21 protein-coding genes, 1 pseudogene and 1 riboswitch are annotated in these 21,118 nt (G+C 74.2%); of the genes and pseudogenes, 10 read left to right on the forward strand and 12 right to left on the reverse strand.

Going from position 1 to position 21,118, the window contains the following annotated elements:
- Positions 1 to 100 precede the first annotated feature (100 nt).
- Positions 101 to 283: pseudogene (locus tag BD833_RS14095) on the forward strand (endonuclease); the annotation flags it as partial.
- A 26-nt stretch (positions 284 to 309) separates the two neighbouring features.
- Here the strand turns inward: BD833_RS14095 and BD833_RS14100 are convergent.
- The 3 genes from BD833_RS14100 to BD833_RS14110 are packed head-to-tail and all read right to left on the reverse strand — an operon-like array spanning position 310 to position 2,760.
- On the reverse strand, positions 310 to 645 hold the full coding sequence (locus tag BD833_RS14100) for a YnfA family protein (RefSeq protein WP_166533787.1): 336 nt from the start codon (positions 643 to 645) through the stop codon (positions 310 to 312).
- Positions 642 to 1,475, reverse strand: coding sequence for an alpha/beta fold hydrolase (locus BD833_RS14105; RefSeq protein WP_166533788.1), 834 nt, complete (start codon positions 1,473 to 1,475; stop codon positions 642 to 644). Before BD833_RS14105 ends, BD833_RS14100 begins: the two co-directional genes overlap by 4 nt.
- Before the next feature lie 22 nt (positions 1,476 to 1,497).
- On the reverse strand, positions 1,498 to 2,760 hold the full coding sequence (locus BD833_RS14110; protein ID WP_166533789.1) for a DUF3152 domain-containing protein: 1,263 nt from the start codon (positions 2,758 to 2,760) through the stop codon (positions 1,498 to 1,500).
- Between the two features lie 212 nt (positions 2,761 to 2,972).
- Between BD833_RS14110 and BD833_RS14115 the strand changes: the two genes are divergently transcribed.
- A complete protein-coding gene (locus BD833_RS14115) occupies positions 2,973 to 4,709 on the forward strand; it encodes a DEAD/DEAH box helicase (RefSeq protein WP_166533790.1) in 1,737 nt (578 codons plus the stop codon).
- A 23-nt stretch (positions 4,710 to 4,732) separates the two neighbouring features.
- Here the strand turns inward: BD833_RS14115 and BD833_RS14120 are convergent, their stop codons facing one another.
- From BD833_RS14120 to BD833_RS14130, 3 genes are read right to left on the reverse strand one after another with little or no spacing between them, the layout of a single operon-like run.
- Positions 4,733 to 5,116: a hypothetical protein gene (locus BD833_RS14120; RefSeq protein WP_166533791.1), complete on the reverse strand. Its 384-nt coding sequence runs from the start codon at positions 5,114 to 5,116 to the stop codon at positions 4,733 to 4,735.
- On the reverse strand, positions 5,113 to 5,766 hold the full coding sequence (locus BD833_RS14125) for a Type 1 glutamine amidotransferase-like domain-containing protein (RefSeq protein WP_166533792.1): 654 nt from the start codon (positions 5,764 to 5,766) through the stop codon (positions 5,113 to 5,115). Before BD833_RS14125 ends, BD833_RS14120 begins: the two co-directional genes overlap by 4 nt.
- Positions 5,763 to 6,266: a DUF3291 domain-containing protein gene (locus BD833_RS14130; protein WP_166533793.1), complete on the reverse strand. Its 504-nt coding sequence runs from the start codon at positions 6,264 to 6,266 to the stop codon at positions 5,763 to 5,765. The genes BD833_RS14125 and BD833_RS14130 overlap by 4 nt, the downstream gene beginning before the upstream one ends.
- Positions 6,267 to 6,351: 85 nt before the next feature.
- A riboswitch (TPP riboswitch) is annotated at positions 6,352 to 6,445 on the forward strand.
- Between BD833_RS14130 and thiM the strand changes: the two genes are divergently transcribed.
- From thiM to BD833_RS14160, 6 genes are all read left to right on the forward strand, one after another.
- The gene (gene thiM / locus BD833_RS14135) at positions 6,440 to 7,246 is read left to right on the forward strand and encodes a hydroxyethylthiazole kinase (RefSeq protein ID WP_166533794.1); all 807 of its coding nucleotides are present in this window, start codon (positions 6,440 to 6,442) and stop codon (positions 7,244 to 7,246) included. It overlaps the preceding riboswitch by 6 nt.
- A complete protein-coding gene (gene thiE, locus BD833_RS14140; protein ID WP_166533795.1) occupies positions 7,246 to 7,908 on the forward strand; it encodes a thiamine phosphate synthase in 663 nt (220 codons plus the stop codon). Before thiM ends, thiE begins: the two co-directional genes overlap by 1 nt.
- Positions 7,905 to 8,717, forward strand: coding sequence for a bifunctional hydroxymethylpyrimidine kinase/phosphomethylpyrimidine kinase (gene thiD / locus BD833_RS14145; RefSeq protein ID WP_166533796.1), 813 nt, complete (start codon positions 7,905 to 7,907; stop codon positions 8,715 to 8,717). Before thiE ends, thiD begins: the two co-directional genes overlap by 4 nt.
- Entirely contained in the window at positions 8,714 to 9,397 is a 684-nt protein-coding gene (locus BD833_RS14150) for a TenA family protein (RefSeq protein WP_208092671.1), read from the forward strand. The genes thiD and BD833_RS14150 overlap by 4 nt, the downstream gene beginning before the upstream one ends.
- Positions 9,398 to 9,468: 71 nt before the next feature.
- The gene (locus tag BD833_RS14155) at positions 9,469 to 10,812 is read left to right on the forward strand and encodes a DNA polymerase IV (protein WP_166533797.1); all 1,344 of its coding nucleotides are present in this window, start codon (positions 9,469 to 9,471) and stop codon (positions 10,810 to 10,812) included.
- 37 nt (positions 10,813 to 10,849) lie between these two features.
- A complete protein-coding gene (locus BD833_RS14160) occupies positions 10,850 to 11,455 on the forward strand; it encodes a class I SAM-dependent methyltransferase (protein WP_166533798.1) in 606 nt (201 codons plus the stop codon).
- 102 nt (positions 11,456 to 11,557) lie between these two features.
- Here BD833_RS14160 and BD833_RS14165 read toward each other — a convergent pair whose 3' ends face one another.
- Both BD833_RS14165 and BD833_RS14170 read right to left on the reverse strand, forming a co-directional pair.
- Positions 11,558 to 12,445 (reverse strand): hypothetical protein, encoded by an 888-nt coding sequence (locus tag BD833_RS14165; RefSeq protein WP_166533799.1) that lies wholly within the window; start codon positions 12,443 to 12,445, stop codon positions 11,558 to 11,560.
- A 65-nt stretch (positions 12,446 to 12,510) separates the two neighbouring features.
- Positions 12,511 to 13,728: a PucR family transcriptional regulator gene (locus BD833_RS14170; protein ID WP_166533800.1), complete on the reverse strand. Its 1,218-nt coding sequence runs from the start codon at positions 13,726 to 13,728 to the stop codon at positions 12,511 to 12,513.
- Positions 13,729 to 13,822: 94 nt separating this feature from the next.
- On the opposite strand from BD833_RS14170, the gene BD833_RS14175 reads away from it, so the two are divergent.
- Positions 13,823 to 14,932: a ferredoxin reductase gene (locus BD833_RS14175; RefSeq protein WP_166533801.1), complete on the forward strand. Its 1,110-nt coding sequence runs from the start codon at positions 13,823 to 13,825 to the stop codon at positions 14,930 to 14,932.
- A gap of 26 nt (positions 14,933 to 14,958) precedes the next feature.
- Positions 14,959 to 16,158, forward strand: coding sequence for a fatty acid desaturase family protein (locus BD833_RS14180; RefSeq protein WP_166533802.1), 1,200 nt, complete (start codon positions 14,959 to 14,961; stop codon positions 16,156 to 16,158).
- Positions 16,159 to 16,289: 131 nt separating this feature from the next.
- Here the strand turns inward: BD833_RS14180 and BD833_RS14185 are convergent, their stop codons facing one another.
- The 4 genes from BD833_RS14185 to rpsR form a co-directional block, all read right to left on the reverse strand.
- The gene (locus tag BD833_RS14185) at positions 16,290 to 18,029 is read right to left on the reverse strand and encodes a S9 family peptidase (protein ID WP_166533803.1); all 1,740 of its coding nucleotides are present in this window, start codon (positions 18,027 to 18,029) and stop codon (positions 16,290 to 16,292) included.
- 339 nt (positions 18,030 to 18,368) lie between these two features.
- Positions 18,369 to 19,739, reverse strand: coding sequence for a replicative DNA helicase (dnaB, locus tag BD833_RS14190; RefSeq protein ID WP_166533804.1), 1,371 nt, complete (start codon positions 19,737 to 19,739; stop codon positions 18,369 to 18,371).
- A 622-nt stretch (positions 19,740 to 20,361) separates the two neighbouring features.
- The gene (gene rplI / locus BD833_RS14195; RefSeq protein WP_243737664.1) at positions 20,362 to 20,817 is read right to left on the reverse strand and encodes a 50S ribosomal protein L9; all 456 of its coding nucleotides are present in this window, start codon (positions 20,815 to 20,817) and stop codon (positions 20,362 to 20,364) included.
- A gap of 2 nt (positions 20,818 to 20,819) precedes the next feature.
- Positions 20,820 to 21,056 (reverse strand): 30S ribosomal protein S18, encoded by a 237-nt coding sequence (gene rpsR, locus BD833_RS14200; RefSeq protein WP_014378671.1) that lies wholly within the window; start codon positions 21,054 to 21,056, stop codon positions 20,820 to 20,822.
- Positions 21,057 to 21,118: the final 62 nt, after the last annotated feature.

Here is a 21,118-nt window from a genome sequence, read left to right on the forward strand (position 1 = left end):
CCCTGAACTCCTGCGTGTAGACCCTGCCCACGAAGACACCCCTCCCGTGGCGATGCCGCCACTGTGACGGTGTCCGCGAAACCCGGGCAAGCTCAACGTCCACCACGTCGCCCACTGGGCGCACGGCGGGCCGACCAGCTGCGACAACGGCGCGCTGCTCTGCGAGCGGCACCACACGAGCTGTCACGAGGGCGGGTTCTCGATCCGCCGAGATCCCGGCACCGCACGGTGGCACACCTACCGGCCGGACGGGACCGAGGTCCTCAGCCGCGCCGGCCCCTGACCCGGCGGCGGCGCGGCCGCACCGGGCTACCCCTCCCGCGGGGCGTACATGATCACCGCGACACCCACGAGGCAGACCGACGCGCCCACGACGTCCCACCGGTCCGGCCGGAAGCCGTCGACGGCCATCCCCCACGCCAGCGAGCCGGCGACGAAGACGCCGCCGTAGGCAGCGAGGATCCGGCCGAAGTTCGCGTCGGGCTGCAGGGTCGCGACGAATCCGTAGAGCCCGAGCGCGATGACACCGGCGCCGATCCAGGCCCAGCCGCGGTGCTCGCGGACGCCCTGCCAGACCAGCCAGGCGCCGCCGATCTCCGCGAGGGCGGCGAGCGCGAAGAGCGCCAGCGACCGGGCGACGGTCACTCGACGACGTCCAGGAAGCGGCGCAGCGTCGCCAGGAAGACCTCCGGCTGCTCGGAGTGCACCCAGTGGCCGGCGTCGTTGATCCGGACCAGGCGCGTGCTGGGGAACAGCTCATCCATGTGGTCGCGGTCCTCGGGGAGGATGTAGTGCGAGTTCGACCCGGCGATCCACAGCACCGGCCCCTCGAAGGCCGCGCCGGGCGGCGGATCGGGGAAACCGCGGAGCTCGCCGAGGTCGCGCCCGAGCAGCTCCAGGTTCAGCCGCCAGTGCCAGCCGTCCCCGTCCTCCTCGCGGCTCAGGCTCTGCAGCAGGAAGCTGCGCACCATCCGGCTCGGGACGGCGGTGCGCAGCGCGGCATCGGCGTCGGTGCGGCTGGCCAGCGCGGTCAGGTCGATCTCCCGCATGGCGGCGATGAAGGCGGCGAAGGGCGAGGCCTCCTCGTCGGGGTCCTCGGTCCGGCCGCCCTGGAGCGGGTACTCGACCGGGGCGATGTCCACCACCACGAGGGCGCGCAGCAGCTCGGGCCGGCGCAGCGCCAGCTGCATCGACACCTTGCCGCCCATCGAGTGCCCGACCAGGGTCACCGGCTCCCCGTAGCTCTCGAGCTCCGCGGCGAGCAACCCGGCCATGTCGACGTAGTCGACCCGGTCGGTCCAGGGGGAGTGCCCGTGGTTCGGCAGGTCGAGCAGGGTCACCCGGTGGTCGTCGGCCAGCCCCTTGGCGATCGTCGTCCAGTTCTTGCCCTGGCCGAACAGCCCGTGCACGAAGACGACACGTGGTCCCCGCTCGCCCAGGACGCGCCCGTGCAGCCGCTCCTCGTCATCCGTCATGCGGCCATCCCACCAGGTCCGGTCAGCCGCCGGTCACCACCTCCGTGGTGTTGGTGGCGCGGTCCCACCGGATGTAGCCGCCCTCGAAGTCGCTGCGCCGGCCACCGTCGACGTCGTACTCGCCCGAGACGGGGTAGCCCAGCACCCCGTGCTCGGCGCCCAGCGACGCCCACCGCCGGTAGATGGCGCCGTACACCTCGTGCGCACCCAGGTCGGGGCGCCAGTAGATGCCGCTCTCCCCGAACCGGCCGGTGAAGGTCTGGTAGCGCCCCTGCCCGACGGTGGCGCGCTCGCCGGTCAGCGGGAAGCCGAGGACGCCGTGCTCGGCGTCCAGCGCCGACCAGCGCTTGTAGATGTCGCCGTACACCTCGTGGGCGCCCAGGTCGGCCCGCCAGTAGATCCCGCCCACGCCCCACCAGCCGGCGAAGCTCTGGTACCGGCCGACGCCCTCGGTGGCGCGCTCCCCGGTCAGCGGGAAACCCATCACGCCGTGCTCGGCACCCAGCGCACCCCAGCGCTCGTAGATGTCGCCGTACACCTCGTGGGCGCCCAGGCTCGGGTGCCAGTAGATCCCGCCGCCCCCGTAGCCGCCGGCGTAGCTCTGGTAGCGGCCGACGCCCGCGGTGGGGTGCTCCCAGGTGATCGGCGGCCCCATGAAGCCGCCCGGCCCGCCCAGGGCCCGGTACTGCTGCTCGACCGGCGACCAGGCCACCGACACCCCCAGGCGCTGCCCGGCCGCCGCGCGTTCCTCCAGGACGGGGTAGACGTTGGCCAGGCAGCCCTGCAGGGAGATCGACTGCTGCTGCATCACCCAGGCCGTCCGGCCCGCGCTCGGGCAGTCGGTGTGCGGGATGCCGACCCAGTGCCCGACCTCGTGCTGGATGACGTAGCGCTGGTAGGCGGCGAGACCGTGCGGCCAGGACGAGGTGCCGAACCGCCACCGCTCGTCGTTGATGTACACCGAGCGGCCCACCCGGCAGCTCCACTGGGCGCTGCAGCCGGGGGAGGCGGCGGCGATGACGGACGGCGCGGCGAGGATCAGGTCGAAGTCGCTGCCCGAGCCCACCTGCTCGAACGCCACGGTCCCGCCCAGGCTCCACCCGCGCGGGTCGGTGAGCACCTCCCGGGCGATCGCCGTGAAGTGGCCGAGGTCGCCGGCGACGGCGCCGCGCGTGGACACCGTGTAGGTGACCGTCCGCTCCGCGGCCGAGGCGGTGGACGGGAACACCGCCACCGCCGCCAGCGTGACGAGGACGGTCAGGAGCAGACGAGCGGCTCTGGACATGAGGCCTCCCGGCGCGGACCCCCCGCCCGCGCCCCAGGTCGACGTCGGCACCGCCGCCCGGTGCGCTGACCCGGCGCCGGCTGTGTGTCGTCGACCGGTCTACCGCACGCGGGGGGCCCGGAGGAACCCGTTCCGCGACGCCGGTCCGGCGGGTGCACGGCTTCGTCGTCCCGGGCCTCTACCGTGCCCGGGGGATCGACGAGGGGGCGCAGATGCCAGGACGACGCCGGAGCGGGACCAGCACCCGACGGGCGACGGGGACCACGACGCGGAAGGCCGCGCCGCGGAAGCCGGCTGCGCGCAAGGCGGCGCCGCGGAAGGCCGCCCCCGAGCTGCCCACCGCGGGGCCGGGGGAGCGGGTGTGGGTGCTCGCCGTCCCCTTCCGCGCGCCGGCGCCCGGCGCCGTCTGGCACCCGGGGCTGCAGGCCTCCGTCTGGGTGGGTCGCTCGCTGCCGCCCGAGCTGGCGCCCTACGACCCGCCGCCGTACAGCCTCGAGCGGTACCTCGAGGACGAGCTGAACGAGGTTCCGCGGCCGATCCCCGAGGGCCGGCCGCTCACGCCGCGCGACCAGCAGTGCGACGGCGCCGACGTGGTGGCGGCGCACGCCGCGGCCGGGGGCCGGGTCTTCCTGCTCGGCGACGATCCCGGCGTCGGCAAGACCGGTACGGCGATCCTGGCGGTGAAGGCGATCGCCGAGCAGCGCGAAGTCCGGACCGTGCTGGTCATCGCCGACCGGCCGGCGGCGATCACCATCCCGCACTGGGCGCGCTCCATCGCCGGCTTCGGCGACGGCGGGCTGCGCTGGTGCGTCACCACCTGGGACCGGCTGGGCAAGGTGGCGAAGCTGCGCTTCGACGTCGTCGTCGCCGACGAGACGCACATGGTGCGGCACACGACCACCCAGCGGTGGAAGCACTGGAAGGCCGTCTCCGGCGCCGCCCGGGTCAAGGACACCCCCTACGTGCTGGCCGCCACGGCGACGCCGGCGCACACGCCGCTGGAGCTGCCCTACCTGGCACCGGAGTTCGCCGCCCGGCACGGGGAGTCGATCAAGGAGTGGGCCGATCTGCCGAAGGCGCTGGAGCGGCACACGTTCCACGTGGAACGTGGCCGCTACGGCTGGCAGTGGACCGAGGACGCCGACGAGCGCCGGGCCGACCTCGCGCGCCTGCAGTCCTGGCTCGCGGACGCCGATCCGCCGGCCACCCTGCACCGTCCCGCGCCGTGGGGCCCGGTCACGGTGACCGGGACGCCGGTGCTGCTGACGCCCGCGGAACGGACGGCCTACGAGGCGGAGTGGTCGGAGTTCCGCGCCGAGATGCAGCTGGCCCGCCGGTCCCGGCAGAGCGCGAAGGGCCGGGCGGCACTGCTCCGGTTCCGGCAGAAGGCCGGGCTGATCCGCGTGCAGGCGACCGTCGAGTGGATCAAGGCGCAGGTGGAGGCCGAGCGGCAGGTGGCGGTCTCGGTCGAGTTCGTCGAGACGGCGGCCGACCCGATCCGCGAGGCGCTGCTCGACGGCGGCATCCCGGTCGCCGGCATCTACGGGCGCGACCGCTTCGACGTGGAGGCCGAGCGGCTGCGGTTCCAGCGCGGCGAGGCCGCCGTCTGCGTGTTCACGGTGACCGCCTCGATCAGCCTGCACGCGGGCGAACTGCTGCCCGACGGGGCGACGGCGTCGGAGGCGCCCAGGGTGGGGTTGTTCCACCAGCCCCGGTTCTCCGGCATCCAGGCGCGCCAGGTGACGGGACGGACCCACCGCGACGGGCGCAGCTCTCCGTGGCGGGTGGCGTTCGCCGCCGACACGGTGGAGGAGCAGGTGGCCCGCGTGATGGTCGAGCGGCTGGCGGTCAGCGGCTCCACCGCCGGGGCGGACACCTCGGCGCTGCAGGAGATCGCCGAGCTGCTCGACGCCGACTGGCTGCCCGCCGCCGCCCTCACCGAGGGCTGACGGCCGAGGTAGGGCGGCGGTGATCAGCGGAGCAGGCCGGGGAGGTCGAGCACCACGAACGGGGTGAGCCACAGCGCCACCGACGTCCACCACCAGGCGCGGGCGGGCAGCCGGGCCCAGCGCCGGGCGAGCATCGTCAGCGGCCCGGCGATCGCCGCGAAGAACAACCACAGCCCGGTGATGAACACGAAGTAGATCGAGATCCCGTCGTCCACCATGGTCGGGTCCACCGCCGCCCAGCCGGCCTCCATGGCCACCACCCACCCCGTCAGCCAGGTGTTGGCGAGCGGGAAACGGCACAGCCAGCCCAGCGCCAGCCCGAGGACCACGCACACCGCCCAGCCGAGCGGGGCCGGGAGGCCGCGGCGCGCCGTGCCGGCGGGACCCGCCCCGGAGACCGCGCTCATCGCGGCGCGGCCGCCCCGAGCTGGACGTGCGCACCCTCGCCGACGACCGTCACCCGGTCGCCGTCCACGGCCACCGCGGTCCCGTCCGCCAGCCCGAACACCGGGTGCGCCAGGTCGCGCGCGGCCGCCCGCAGCGCCTCCTCCGAGGCGTTCGGGAAGTAGGGCGAACCGAGGTGCGGAAGCACCAGGAGGTCCACCAGCCCCAGGCCGACGCAGTCCTCCGGACGCGGCTTGTCCGACGCGCTGAGCGCGAGATCCGGGCCCAGGACCATGCTGCCCGCGCTGATCCCGATCAGCAGCCGGGACGCCAGCAGCCCGGGCAGCCGGTCAGCCAGCCCGGACCGCCGCAGCTCCCGTAGCAGGTGGGTCGTGTCCCCGCCGGTGAGCACGAGCACGTCGGCCGCCTCGAGCCGCGGCCGCCACACCTCGCCCTCCAGCGCGGAGACGTCCACGATGTCGACGGCGGCGAAGCCGGCGCGCTGGAGGTTCACGTAGTCGGCGATCAGCCAGCCCTTGTCCCCGTCGACGACGTTGGCCGCGGTGGGTACGACGGCGGCTCGCAGACCGCTCAGCGGGCGCCCGGCCAGCTCCGCCGCCGCCTCGACCAGGGACGGGTGGCAGAGGCCGGCGGAGGTCAGCAGCAGCCTCATACCGGGCAGAGCCAGTCGTCCGACGACGGCGCCACGGTCTCCGTCAGCGGCGGGAAGTGCGTGCGGAAGGTGAACGCCTCGGGGGTGGGGCCGTGCGCCCGCAGGTGCCGGATCCGCTCCTCGGCGTCGTCGGTCGTGGGGAGGGTGCCGGCCGGGATCCACCAGAGCGCCGTCGTCGCCTCTGCGGCGCGGGCGAACCACTCCCGGCGCCGCCGCATGATCTGCACGTGGCGGCCGGCGAAGACGTAGCCGGCCAGCGCCTCGACGTCCCGCCAGACGGTGAGGTTGACGATCACGCCGTGGCTGCCGGCGGTGTCCCAGCCGAAGGCCTGCACCGAGGTGGCGTTGCCGTCCTCGGTCTGCAGCCGCCAGACGAAGCCCGGCGCCCGGTCGGCCTCGGCGTTGACCTCGTCCAGGGCCGCCATGAAGTCGGCCAGCACCAGGCTGTCCAGCGGAGCCAGGAGCCGGGAGACGTTCACCTGGGCGAGATGGTGGGTCACTCGCCGGAACCTAGGGGATCGGCCCGGTCCCCGACCAGGGCCGGAACCACCCCGCGGGACGGCGCCCGCCGGCTGCGCTAGGTTCGGCCGTGGCACGGGGTGTCCCGCCCGGGACTGAGATCACACCCGTCGAACCTGCTCCAGTTCGCACTGGCGAAGGGATGTCACCCGGCATGTCCGATGCTGTGGAAGTCGTCGACCTGCGCGCTGCCCGCACGGCGCTGCGCGAGAACGCCCCGCTCGTCCACTGCCTGACCAACACGGTCGTGCAGACGCTGACCGCCAACGCGCTGCTCGCCGTCGGCGCGGCCCCGGCGATGGTGGACGCGCCGCAGGAGGCCGGCGACTTCGCCGCCGTCGCCTCCGCCGTCCTGATCAACGTGGGCACGGTGCACGAGCGCACCGCGGAGGCGATGCGCCTGGCCGCCCGCTCGGCCGGTGCGGCCGGCACCCCCTGGGTGCTCGACCCCGTGGCCGTGGGCCCGCTCGCCTACCGCACCGCCCTGGCCGGTGAGCTCGTCGGGCTCGCCCCCGCCGTCGTCCGGGGCAACGCCTCCGAGGTCATGGCGCTGGCCGGTGCCGGCGCCGGCGGTCGCGGCGTGGACAGCACCGCCGGCGCCGACGACGCGGGCAGCGCCGCCGCGGGGCTCGCGGCCCGCACCGGCGGGGTCGTCGCGGTGAGCGGGGAGGTGGACCTGATCACCGACGGCACGCGGACCGTCCGCGTCGGCGGCGGATCGGCCCTGCTGACCCGCACCACCGGCGCAGGCTGCGCGCTCGGCGCCCTGGTCGCCGCGTACGTCGCGGCGACCGGGGATCCCCTGGCCGGCGCCGTGGCCGCGCACGCGCACGTCGCCCTCGCCGCGGAACGGGCCGCGGCCACCGCCGCCGGTCCGGGCACCTTCGCGGCCGCCTGGCTGGACGCCCTGGACGCGGTTGGACCCGACGACCTCGCCCGCGCCGACGTCCGGCCGGCCTGATGAGACCGCCGTTCGACCCCACGCTCTACCTGGTCACCGACACCGCCCTCTGCCTCCCGCGGCCGGTCGCCGACGTGGTGCGCGCCGCCGTGGCCGGGGGCGTCACCGCCGTCCAGGTGCGCGACAAGCTCGCCCCCCGCCGGGAGCTGCTCGCCCTGACCCGCTCGGTGCAGGCGGCCCTGGCCGACCGCCCGGACGTGCCGGTGGTGGTCAACGACGCCGTGGACGTCGCCCTGCTGGCCGGCGCCGACGGCGTGCACGTCGGCCAGGAGGACCTGCCGGCCGACGAGGTGCGCGCCCTGATCGGGCCCGACCGGCTGCTCGGGGTCTCGGTGGAGAGCGCCGCCGACCTGGCCGAGGCGCTGGCGCTGCCACCGGGCACCGTCGACGTGGTGGGGCTGAGCCCGGTGTGGGCGACGCCGACCAAGCCCGAGGCCGGGCCCGGGCTGGGGCTGGACGCCACCCGCGAGCTGGCCGCCGCCGCGCACGCCGGTGGGCTGCGGGCCGTGGCCATCGGCGGCATCGACGCCACGCGGGCCGCCGCGGCGGCGGCCACCGGGGTGGACGGGATCTGCGTCGTCTCCGCCGTCTGCGCCGCCCCCGATCCACGCGCGGCCGCGGCGCGACTGCGCGCGGCGCTGAGCCCGGTGGGTGCGCGATGACGCCGACCGCGCTCACCGTGGCCGGCAGCGACCCCAGCGGGGGAGCCGGCATCCAGGCCGACCTGAAGACCTTCAGCGCCCTCGGTGCCTACGGGACCGCGGTGCTGACCGCGCTCACCGCGCAGAACACCCACGGCGTCACCGGCGTGCACCCGGTGCCCGCCGGTTTCGTGGTGCAGCAGCTGGAGACGCTCCTGGACGACGTCGCGGTGCACGCCACCAAGCTGGGCATGCTGGGCAGCGCCGAGGTCGTGCGGGCGGTGGCGGGCGTGCTGGCGCAGCGGCGGCCGGGGCCGGTGGTGTGCGACCCGGTGATGGTGGCGACCAGCGGCGACCGGCTGATCGACGACGACGCCGTGGCCGCCGTCCGCACCGACCTCCTGCCGGTGGCCGACCTGATCACGCCGAACGTCCCCGAGGCCGCGGCCCTGCTGGACGCGGCGCCGGCTCCCGACGTCGCCGGGCTGCACGCGCAGGCGCGGGCGCTGCTGGACCTGGGCCCAGGGGCGGTGCTGCTCAAGGGCGGCCACCTGGGCGGCTCGGAGAGCGTCGACGTCCTGGCCACCGCCGCGGGCACGGTCGAGAGCCGGCGGCCCCGCGTCGCGACCACGGCGACGCACGGCACCGGCTGCACGCTCTCCTCGGCGCTCGCGGCGCTGGCCGCCCGCGCGGACGGGCCGCCCGACTGGGCACCGCTGGTCGAGACGGCGCGGACCTACCTCCAGCGGGCGCTGACCGAGGGCGCCGCGCTGCGGATCGGCTCCGGGCACGGGCCGGTGCACCACTTCGCCGGGATCTGGCCGGCGTGAGCTCCTTCAGCGACCGGGCCTGGGCGGCCACCGCCGAGCTCCGCCGGGCGATCGACGAGCTGGCCTTCCTGACCGAGCTGGGGGAGGGCACCCTCGCCCCGGCGGTGTTCCGCCACTACCTGGAGCAGGACGCCCTCTACCTCGGCGGGTACGCGCGGGCGCTGGCGCTGCTGGCCGCCCGGGCGCCGGACCCCGGAGCGGCGGCGTTCTGGGCCGGCTCCGCGCAGAACTGCGGCGTCGTGGAGACCCAGCTGCACGCCGATCTGCTGTCCACCGACCTGCTCGGGTCGGCCGGGGCCCCGCCGGCGCGCCCGCCGGAGCCCTCGCCCACCTGCCTGGGCTACACCTCCTACCTGGTGGCGACGGCGGCCACCGCGCCCTACGCCGTCGCCGCCGCGGCGGTGCTGCCCTGCTACTGGGTCTACGCCGACGTCGGCGCCCGGCTGGCCCCGGTGGCGCGGGCGGCGGCCGACCACCCGTACCGCCGCTGGGTCGCCACCTACGACGCCGAGCCCTTCCAGCTCGCCACGGCCCGCGCCCGCGCCCTGACCGACGCCGCGGCCGAGGCCTCGCCGGCCGAGGAGCCGGCGATGCTGGCGGCCTTCACCGTCGCGGCGCGCTACGAGCTGGAGTTCTGGCGGGCGGCGCACGTCCGGGAGAGCTGGGCTCCCGCCGGCTGAGCGACCGGTGCCGCCGCGGTTCCGGCGGGCCGCCCGCCGCCGGACCGGCACCGCAGGCGATCATCGGTGCCATGCGGCGGGAGGCGAGCATCCTGCATCTGGACCTGGATGCGTTCTTCGCCGCGGTGGAGCAGCGTGACAAGCCGTCGCTGCGCGGGCGCCCCGTCGTCGTCGGCGGCGTCGGCGGCCGCGGCGTCGTCGCCACCGCCTCCTACGAGGCGCGGGCCTACGGCGCGCGCTCGGCGATGTCCACGGCCGAGGCCCGCCGTCGCTGCCCCTCGGGGACGGCGTTCCTCGGCGGTCGGTTCGCCGCGTACCGGCGGACCTCCGACGTCGTCATGGAGCTGCTCCGCGAGCTCTCCCCGCTCGTGGAGCCGGTCTCCATCGACGAGGCCTACGTCGACCTCGCCGCCGGGCCGGGCCACGACCTCTCCGTTTCCGGTGTGACGGAACTCGGCCGAAGGCTCAAGGAACGGATCGCCGCGGCCACCGGGGGGGTGACCGGGTCGGTCGGCATCGGCAGCTCCAAGCTCATGGCCAAGATCGCCTCGGATCTCGACAAGCCCGACGGGCTCGTCGTCGTCCCGCCGGGTGGTGAGCTCGAGGTGCTGCACCCGCTGCCGGTCACCCGCCTCGGCGGGGTCGGCCCCGCGACGGCGGAGCGGCTGCGCCAGGTCGGGGTGTCCACCGTGGCCGACCTCGCGGCCAAGTCGCTGCCCGACCTGGTGGCGCTGGCCGGCCGGGCCCACGGGGCGGGGCTGTACGCGCTGGCGCGGGCGGAGGACGACCGGGCGGTCGTCCCCGACCGGGAGGTGAAGTCGGTGTCGCACGAGGAGACGTTCGAGCGCGACCTCACCGATCTGGCCGTGCTCGGCCGGGAGATCGACTCGATGGCGACCCGGGTGGGCAACCGGCTGCGGTCGTCGGCCTACTCCGGCCGGACCGTCACGGTGAAGCTCCGGCGGTACGACTTCACGACCATCACCCGCTCGCAGACCCTGCCCCAGCCCACCGACGACCCCCGGCTGATCGCCGCGACCGCCCGCCGGCTGCTCACCGAGGCCGGCACCAGCGGCGGGCTGCGGCTGCTGGGCGTCGGCGTCTCCGGGCTGTCGCTGTACGCGCAGGGCGACCTGTTCGCCGACGACGAGGAGCCGGCGGAGGACGCCGGTGCGGCTCCCGACGCTGCGGAGCCCGCGGCCGGGCAGCCGGAGCTGCCGGTCGAGAAGCGCTGGTGGCCCGGCCAGGACGTGCGGCACCAGGAGCTCGGCTCTGGCTGGGTGTGGGGTCGCGGGCTGGGCCGGGTCACCGTGCGGTTCGAGGGGCCGACGACGCCCCCCGGGCCGGTGCGCACGCTCGCCGCCGACGACCCGCTGCTGGAGCCCGCCGACCCGCCGTCCTGGACGCCCGGGTGACCGCACCGGCCGGCGGATGCCCGTGTAGAACGGCATCATGACCGAGCCGAGCACGTGGACGCGGATGACCCAGGAGGACCCGGAGCACTCCCGGGCCTACGTGCAGCGCTTCCGGGACCTCGCGGCGCAGGGGATGGACCTGGCCGGGGAGGCCCGGCTGGTCGACGCGATGCTGCCGCGCGGCTCCCGGGTCCTGGACGCCGGCTGCGGGCCCGGCCGCGTCGGGGGCTGGCTGGCCTCCGTCGGCCACCAGGTGGTGGGGATCGACGTCGACCCGGTGCTGATCGCGGCAGCGGACGAGGACCACCCCGGGCCGCGCTGGCTGGTCGGCGACCTGGCCGAGCTCGACCTCCCGGCCCGCGGCGTCCCCGAGCCGTTCGACGCGATCGTCAGCGCCGGCAACGTGATGGCGTTCCTGGCGCCGTCCACGCGCGGCGCCGTCCTCACCCGGCTGCGGGCGCACGTCGCCCCCGGGGGCCGGGCCGCCATCGGGTTCGGGGCCGGGCGGGGGTACGACTTCGACGAGTTCCTCGCCGACGCCGGCGCAGCCGGCTGGGCGCCGGACCTGCTGCTGTCCACCTGGGACCTGCGGCCGTTCACCCCCGCGTCGGACTTCCTGGTGGCCGTCCTCCGCCCCGTCTGACGGAGCCCTGTGCCGCGATGCCGTGCGGGCCGCCAGGGTCAGCGACCGCCCGCACGGCACCCAGGGGTGTTCGCCGCCCGGCCGCTCCCCGGATGGGTCCGGTCAGAGCCGGCCGTTGGCCCGCAGCTGGATCAGCGCCTGCACCGTGCGGTGCCCGCGCCACTCCAGGGCGGCCGCGGGGGACCAGCTGTCGAAGTCGACCGCCCAGCCGCCGTCGGGCTGCTGGCCCGCGGCGAGCCGGTCGAGCTCGGCGTCGACGACGGCCGGCGCGAACAGGGCCCGCACCGGACCGCCCGGCAGGGGAGCGAAGTCCAGCGGCCGCATGTACTCGTCGTCGGCTCCCCCGGCCACGTGCAGCAGCCCGTCGGCCGGCACCTGCGGGCGCAGGGAGTCCACGAGGTCCGCGGCCTCCGGCCGGACCGGCGCGGCGGCGTCGAGGAACTGCGCCGCGAACGCCAGCTCCATGGCGTGCGCGCCGCCGGCCAGGCCGGCGATCGCGTCCAGGCAGTGGTCCGTCGCCCGGGCCAGCCAGGGATGCCCCGCCACGGCGGGATCGGTGCCCGCCACCCGGTGCGCTCCGGCGGCGACGACGGCGGTGATCTGCAGCGACGCGCGGGTGGGGTCCGCGCCGGTCCAGAAGGGAGCGCAGGCGGCCGGGTCGGGAACGGCCAGGGCGAACGGGAGGCCACCGTCGGGCAGCGTGGCGGCGGCCAGCCAGTCGCACAGCTCCCGTGCCCGCCCCGTCGTCCCCGGCGCCAGGTCGGCGAAGACCTCGAACGCGTGCAGGGCGCCGCCGGGCTGGCTGGTGCCCGACCGGAGGTCCGGCTCCAGACCCCAGCCGTAGCCGCCGTCCGGATTGCGGTAGCCGTCGACGGCGGCCAGCACGGCCGCCGGATCGCCCCCGCCGGTCAGCAGGTCGAACCGCCGGCGGTCGAGCACGCGGCCAGACCCGGCCAGGAAGTCCGCCGCGGCGGCCAGATCGACGGTCACGGGCCGAGCCTTCCGCCTGGCGCGGGTCACCGCCAGGTCCGCCGCTGTTTCCCGTGAAACGGCGGTCACCGACCGCTGGACGCCTCCGGTGGCGCGGGTGGTGGCACGGCCACGCCCAGGGCCACGGTGAGGTCCAGCACCGTCTGCGGGTCCTCCAGCCGCGGCCCGTAGAGCTCCCGCAGCTGGGTCATGCGGTAGCGCACGGTCTGGGGGTGCACGAACAGCGCCGCGGCCACCTGGTCACGGCGACCGTGGTGCAGCAGCCAGCAGCGCAGCGTCTCGGTCAGCTTCTCCCGCGCCGTGTCCCCCACCGACTCCAGCGGCGCCAGCACCCGGGTGCGCAGATCGGCGAGCGCCTGCTCGTCGGCACGGAGGACGAGCTCGGCCAGCCGGGCGTCGGTGTCCACCGGCTCGCCCTCCGCGCCGGTCAGCCCCTGCCGCAGGGCCCGCAGCGCCCGGCCGTACGACGCCTGGACCTCCCACCAGCCGCGGGCCGGGCCCACCACCGCCTCCCGGCCGGCGAGCCCGCGCAGCAGAGCACCACGGGCGACTCCCTCGGCGTCGGGCACGAGCAGCACGGCGAGGTCACCGGTCGGCTCGAGGTCCGGCACGTCCTCCGTCGCGAGCAGCGTCCGCGGATCGAGGGAGACCATGGCGCCCCGGGTCCGGCCCTCGGGCAGGAGCACCGCGGTCAGCGTGCGCGGCGGCGTCCACTCCGCCCGCTGCGCCAGCCCGATCAGCTCGGCGTGCGGGGCGCCGGTGAGCAGCGCGTGCGCCAGCCGCTCGCGCAGCCGCTGGGCCGCCCGGCCGCTGGAGGCCAGCTCGTCCGCGTGCCCGGACACGCTGGCGGCCGACAGCCGGTCGATGTAGGCGAACACCAGCTCGGCGAACCGTGCCACCGGCTCGGGCCCGAGGCCTGCGGCGACCGCCGCCGCGCTCATGTCCCGCCAGGACACCCGCGCGCCGACGCGGTAGGCGGCGAGCAACGCGTCCATGGAGCGGCCGCTGCGCGCCTCACCGCGGCCGAGGGCGTACGCCGCCTCCACGACCGGCCCACCCGGCGTGGCCGCGTCGGCGTTCCCGCCGGCCGCGGCGAGCTCCAGGAAGCCGCGCAGGGTCAGCTCGACCGCCGTGGAGATCTTGCGCCCCATCTTCCCGGTGAAGGCGTCCGCGTAGCCCGGCACCGCGACGATGATCTCCTCGACGGCCCGCTCGGCCACCTTCGGCAGCTCCCTCCGCATCGCGTCGGCGACGGCTTCGGGGAATGGCGCGACACCCGGCATCGTCAGTCTCCTTTGTCCTCAGCGAACAGAAGCTACCGCGCGATTCACGTGCGGAGCACAGGTATTTGGCGGTGGAACTGGGAAAGGTAGAGATATGACAGCCACCGCCCCGCGCCCTGCCGCGGCCCGTACGCCGGCGCGGCCCGCGCTGCGGGACCGGGTGTTCAAGCTGGCCGAGCTGGTGACCACCCCGCTGCTGCCGGTCGACTACCTCGACCTGTTCGACCCGCTCCGTTCCGGCGCGGCGCTGCGCGGTCGCATCGAGGCCGTGCACGAGGAGACGCGCGACGCGGCGAGCATCGTCATCCGCCCCGGCCGCGACTGGCTCCCCCACGTGCCGGGCCAGTACGTCCGCATCGGTATCGACATCGACGGGGTCCGCCAGTGGCGCGCCTACTCGATCACCTCGGTGCTCGGCCGTCCGGACGGCTGCTTCACCATCACGGTGAAGGCCATCCCCGACGGCAAGGTCAGCAACCACCTGGTGCACCGGGTGAAGCCGGGCACGATCATCCAGCTCGACCAGGCCACCGGGGAGTTCTGCCTCCCGGAGGAGACTCCGGGCAAGGCCCTGTTCGTGACCGCCGGCTCGGGGATCACCCCGGTCATGGGCATCCTGCGCAACTCCGCCGACTCCCTTGCCGACACCGTGCTGGTGCACTCCGCGCCCACCTCCGAGGACGTCGTCTTCGGGGAGGAGCTGCGGCAGATGGCCGCCGACGGCCGGATCCGGCTGATCGAGCAGCACACCGACAGCGCCGGGATGCTCGACGCCCGGTCCATCGCCGAACTGGTGCCCGACCTGCACGAGCGCGCCACCTGGGCCTGCGGCCCGGTCGGCATGCTGGAGGCGCTCGAGGAGCACTGGGCGTCGGTAGGCATCGCCGACCGGCTCTACACCGAGCGCTTCCGCCCGCGGATCCTCGTGACCGGCGAGGGCGGCACGGTCACCTTCACGAAGAACGGGACCACCGTCGAGGCCGACGGCGCGACGCCGATCCTCGACGCCGCCGAGGAGGCCGGCGTGCTCATGCCCAGCGGGTGCCGCATGGGCATCTGCTACGGCTGCGTGCTGCCCATGCGGGCCGGCGCGGTCCGCGACCTGCGCAACGGCGAGATCACCACCGCCGAGGACGTCGGTGACGGCGTCCTCATCCAGACCTGCGTCAGCGCCGCCGCCGGCGCCTGCGACATCGACCACTGACCACCTCGAGCCCCAGGAGCCCGGACATGACCGTCATCCAGAAGAAGCCCGAGAACCCGATCGCCCACCTCACCCCCGAGGACATCGAGCTCATCGGCAAGGAGCTCGACACCATCCGCCAGGAGATCCGCGACAGCCTGGGCGAGGACGACGCCAAGTACATCCGCACCGTCATCGACGTGCAGCGCAAGCTCGAGCTCGGCAGCCGCGCCGTGCTGCTGTTCTCCAAGTTCCCCCCGGCCTGGGTGCTCGGCACCGCCGGCCTCTCGGTGGCCAAGATCCTGGAGAACATGGAGATCGGGCACAACATCCTGCACGGCCAGTGGGACTGGATGCGCGACCCGAAGATCCACTCCACGACGTGGGAGTGGGACATGGCCAGCCCGGCCGAGCAGTGGAAGCACTCGCACAACGAGCTGCACCACACGTACACGAACGTGATCGGCAAGGACAACGACCTCGGCTACGGCATCATGCGCGTGGACGAGGACCAGAAGTGGCACCCGATGTACCTGGCGCAGCCGCTCTGGAACTTCATCAACGCCTGCTTCTTCGAGTACGGGATCGCCGCGTACGACCTGGAGCTCGGCAAGAACCTGGCCACCAAGAAGCGCCGCAACGACCCGAAGTTCCGGGCCGCCGCCAAGCAGGTGCTCAAGAAGATCCGGAACCAGGCCGCGAAGGACTACGTCGTCCACCCGCTGCTGTCGGGCCCGTCGTTCCTGCCGACCCTGGCCGCGAACTTCACCGCCAACGTGGTGCGCAACCTCTGGTCGCACTCGGTGATCATGTGCGGCCACTTCCCCGAGGGCGTCGAGACGTTCGAGAAGACCTCGATCGACGGCGAGACCCGCGGCGAGTGGTACGTGCGCCAGATGCTGGGCTCGGCGAACATCTCCGGCAGCAAGGCCATGCACACGATGACCGGGAACCTGTCGCACCAGGTGGAGCACCACCTCTTCCCCGACATCCCGAGCAACCGGTACGCCGAGATCGCCCCGCGGGTGAAGGAGATCTTCGACCGCTACGACCTCACCTACCACTCGGCCCCGCTGTACAAGCAGGTCGCGAGCGCCTGGCATAAGGTCATCCGGCTCTCGCTGCCCAACGGCTGGCTGGCCGAGACGACGCCGAAGAACGCCCCGGCGCAGCTGGCCAAGCTGTACAAGATGACCACCGGTGGGCCCAAGGTCCGCCGCGCGCTGCAGTCGAAGGCCGCCGCCTGACCCCAGGGCACCTCGTCGAACCGGAGAGGCCCAGGACCCACGTGGTCCTGGGCCTCTCCGGTTGCGGGCTCGCGAGGCAGCTCGGCCTCCCCCTCGGGCGGGACCAGCCCAGGGGTGAGCCGAGAAGTCGGTCAGGGTTGCTGCGCCGGCGCCGGCTCGCGCTGCGAGAGCAGGACGGCCGGATCGCGGATCGGCACCTCCCACACCTCCTCCGCCGCGTCAGGGTCCACCACCCGACCGGTGTCGAGGAAGGCCGCGATCTGCGCCAGGCCCTGGAGCGCAGCCGGCCGTGGCGTCTGCAGGAGGAAGGCGTGCGGGTTGCTGGCCTCATCGGGTGTCTCGTCGCCGCGGTACAGGCTGGTCCGTGACCACAGCGCCCCGGCGTCGACGACCGAGAACGATGTCGAGTTCGGGACCGATCGGTCGCCCAATGCCACCTGCACCAGTACCCGTTCGGGTCGGATCAGCGGGGCGAAGGCCTCCGGACTGCCCGGCCGGGCCAGCCAGGTCGCCCCCGCCAGGTAGTCCGCCAGCAGCAGCGCCCGGGGCGCGGTGGCGACCACCGGGTCCTGTCCCACGACGGGCAACGCCTCGGCGACGAGCTGCCGCATGGCGGCCGGGTCACCCGGCAGGCCCGTGGCCTCCAGCGCCTGTTCGGTCACCAGCTCGAACGACGGCGCCAGACGGGCGATCTCGGTGATCGGCCCACCGGGCACGTTCAGCGCCGATCGGGCCACCGCCGGGTCGGCCGCCGTGAGCATGGCGCCGTACATCCCGCCCAGGCTCTGTCCGGCGTACCCGACGTCGTGTCCCGAGAGATCCGCCCGCCTGTCACCGTCGACGTCGGTCCCCCTCAGCGACCGGACCAGGGTCATGATGTCCGCCGCGGTCTGGCGGAGCGCGTCCCGCGAGGAGACCGCCGCAGCCGGCCCGGTCGCCGAGAAACCCTCCGCGCCGGTGATGGTGGCGTCCGTGTCCCCCTGGTCGACGCCACGCCCCAGGCTCGGCAGGGTCCTCGACTCGCCGTCGGATGTACCGATGATCCAGCGGCTCTCCGGGCCGTAGCCGTGGCCGACGGCGTTCGTGGCGATGGTCGCGATGCCTCGCTGCGCGTTCTCCTGGGCTGCGAGGAAGACCCTGGTCATCGATTCCGTGAAGCCGTGTCCGAAGACGGCGACCGGCCAGCCCCCGGCGGGGGCCTCCCCTTCCGGGAGAACGGCGACGAAGGGCAACCGATCGGCTGCCACGGGGTCCGGCCCGGCGTCCCCTGTGGGCGTCTGCTGGATCGTCACGTCCTGCCGCAGCCACGATGGCGCCTCGAAAGATCCAAAGACCAGGGTGCCCCCGCTCATAGGCTGCGGGACGGACACCGGTGGCCCACCGAGCGCCCCGGGCGCCGCGATCGTGTCCGCCTCGAACTGCACGGTGGTCCCGGAAACTGGGAAGACTCCGTCGATCCGCAGGCCCGGCCGGGTGATCCCGGTGGCGCGGAAGGCCGTGCCGTCGTCGATCTGCCGGCGCAGGTCGAGGAGGCCGTCCGTGGCCGACAGCGTCGTGAACCTCTCCTCCGCCGGACCAGTGCCAGGACTGCTTCGCAGCCGGAGCCGGTAGGTGGTGCCGGGGGCGAGCTGCTCGGCCGGGTGTGCGTACACGGTGAGCGTGAGGGGGTTGTAGACGACGCGGTCGACTCCGGTCCGCCAGCCGCCCCCCTCCCGCTCTATGGAGATGAGGCCGGCGACCTCGGATGGATCGACCGGGTCGGTGAAGCGGATCGCAAGCCGCGGGTCCAGGTCAAAGCCGTCCAGCTGGTTCAGCCTCCGGACCAGCCCACAGGCGATAACCGTCGAGCAGTCCGTGGAGGGAAGGGCCACCCGCCTCCCCGTCCGCTGGTCGGGATCGGCCACGGTGAGCGAGTTCGACGGGAACACCCACACCGGCTGGGCGGCGTCCGCCCGGGTGGCGACCTCCCCAGCCGGTCCCCGGTGCCCTGTCCTCCCGGAATCCGGCGAGGTGCCAGCCGTGGCAGCGAGGACCACGGTCAGGATGCTGAGCGCCGAGAGGGTCGCTCGTCGCCGGCTGCGGTGGGGCACGGAAGTCTCCATCGACTCGGGGACATCCTCTTCCTCGCCTACGGGTGGCTCGGCGCAACCGTCCGCCCGCGTGGAAGCCTGGAACATGCGACGGCCCCCGACTAGGGACCGGGCGCAAGGTCAGTTTGCCATGTCCACGAAGCGGCTGTAGTGGCCCTGGAAGGCGACGGTGACGTTGGCGGTCGGGCCGTTGCGGTGCTTCACCAGCATGATGTCGGCCTCGCCCGCCCGCGGGGACTCCTTCTCGTACATGTCCTCGCGGTGGATCATCATAACCATGTCGGCGTCCTGCTCGATCGAGCCGGACTCACGGAGGTCGGACAGCATCGGCTTCTTGTCCTGCCGCTGCTCCGAGCCACGGTTCAGCTGCGACATCGCGATGACCGGCACCTCGAGCTCCTTGGCCAGCAGCTTGAGCGCACGGGAGAACTCCGAGACCTCCTGCTGGCGGCTCTCGACCTTCTTGCCCGACGTCATCAGCTGCAGGTAGTCGATGACGATGAGCTTGAGGTCGTTGCGCTGCTTGAGCCGCCGGGCCTTCGCCCGGATCTCCATCATCGTCATGTTCGGCGAGTCGTCGATGTAGAGCGGCGCGTCGGCCACCTCGCCCATGCGGCGGGCCAGCTTGGCCCAGTCCTCGTCGGACAGCGTGCCGGCGCGCATGTGGTGCAGCGGCACCTTCGCCTCGGCCGAGAGCAGACGCATGGTGATCTCGTGCTTGCTCATCTCCAGGGAGAAGATGCAGGCCGGCATCCCGTGCTTCACCGTCGCGGACCGCGCGATGTCCAGGCCCAGCGTGCTCTTGCCGACACCCGGACGGGCCGCGATGACGACCATCTGACCGGCCTGCAGGCCGTTGGTCAGCTCGTCGAGGTCGCGGATGCCGGTCGGCACACCGCGGGCGGTGCCACCGCGGGAGGCGATCGCGTCGAGCTCGTCCATCGTCGGCTGCAGGACGTCCTCGAGGCGCGAGTAGTCCTCGCTCATCCGCTTCTCGGTGACGTCGTAGATCTCCTGCTGGGCGCGGTCGACGATGTCGTCGACGTCGCCGTTGCCCCCGGCCGCGCCGTAGCCGAGCTGCACCACGCGAGTGCCGGCCTCGACCAGCCGGCGCAGCACCGCCTGCTCGGCCACGATCGCGGCGTAGTAGCCCGCGTTGGCCGCCGTCGGCGTGGACTGGATGAGGGTGTGCAGGTAGACCGCGCCACCCATCTTCGACAGCTGGTCGGTGCGGTTGAGCTCGGCGGCGACGGTGATCGCGTCGGCCGGCTCGCCACGGCCGTAGAGGTCGATGATGCAGTCGAAGATCACCTGGTGCGCCGGCCGGTAGAAGTCGTTGCCGTGCAGCACCTCGACGACGTCGGCGATCGCATCCTTGCTCAGCAGCATGCCGCCGAGCACCGACTGCTCCGCCGCGACGTCCTGCGGCGGCTGCCGGTCGTACGCCGGCGCCGTCGCGGTCGGTCGGCTGAACTCGTCGGCCACCGCCACGGGGGTACCTCCATCTCCTTGCGGGCGCGCCCGCGGAACCACTCGGCGCAGGGGAAGTACGCGAGCTCGGCGGGCGACGCCGGACCGAACATCCGTTCGGTCACTGCCTACCGGAGGGGACCGACAGTCCGGCTCCCCGTGGTGGCCGGAGAGGACGTTAGGAACTGCGGCGGGCGGCGTCCACCACCGCTGTGCACGCCGATCTGCACAACTTGTGGACAAGTCGGTGGACGGAGGCGTGTCGACATGTGGAGGAAACGGGGGAGGTCGCGTCCCCGCGCACGCGGGCACCCCGGCTGACCTGCACGGACGCCGGCCGGGGGGTGTGGACGCAAGAAATCCGGGGAGAAATTTCGGGAGACGCACCACGAGTCACAGCAGGCCGCGCGGTGGCGACCGGTCGACGACCGGGCGACCACCCGGCGACGGTCCGGCGACCGGCAGCCGGCCCCGCCCCGTGGTGCCCGACCTCACGCTGCGCGGTGCGGTCGGGCACCGGGCGGTGGGGACGGCGGGCGGCGGACAGAGGCCCGTAGCCGCCCTGAACGCCACGAGGGGCGCCGGACCGGAGTCCGACGCCCCTCGGGGACGGTGCACGCGCTCAGGGCGCGTACGGCCTCGCTCAGCCTGCGACGACCTCGATCGTCAGCTGGGAGGCGACCTCGGGGTGCACCCGCACGGTGACGGTGTGCTCGCCCGTGGTCTTGATGCTGCTGGGCAGCTCGATCCGGCGACGGTCGAGCTCCGGGCCGCCGGCCGCGGTGACCGCGGCGGCGACGTCGGCGGTGGTGACCCGGCCGAACAGGCGGCCGCCGTCACCGGCGCGCGCCGGCACCTGGACGGTGAGCCCGGTGAGACGGCCGGCCAGGGCCTGCGCCTCCTCGAGGGACCGCACGTCGCGGGTCGCCCGGGCGCGGCGCAGGGACTCGACCTGCTTCTCGGCACCCCGGGTGGCCTGGATGGCCAGCCCGCGGGGCAGGAGGTAGTTGCGGCCGTAGCCGCCCTTGACCTCGACGGTGTCGCCGGAGGACCCGAGACCGGTGACCTCCTGCGTGAGGATCAGCTTCATCGTGCTCATGATCAGCGCGCCGTCGAGGTGTAGGGCAGCAGCGCCATCTCACGGCTGTTCTTCACGGCCGTGGCGACGTCGCGCTGGTGCTGGCTGCAGTTGCCGCTGACGCGGCGGGCACGGATCTTGCCGCGGTCGGAGATGAACTTCCGCAGCAGGGTCGTGTCCTTGTAGTCGACGTAGGTCGCCTTGTCCTTGCAGAACTGGCAGACCTTCTTCTTGGGCTTGCGAACAGGGGGCTTGGGCACCGGAGTTCTCCAGTAGTCAGATCAGGGGTACGAGGGGTCTGGCCCCGTCCGGGGCTCGCCCG

Origin of the sequence: Blastococcus xanthinilyticus (assembly GCF_008124835.1) — a bacterium.
Lineage (GTDB): Bacteria > Actinomycetota > Actinomycetes > Mycobacteriales > Geodermatophilaceae > Blastococcus > Blastococcus xanthinilyticus.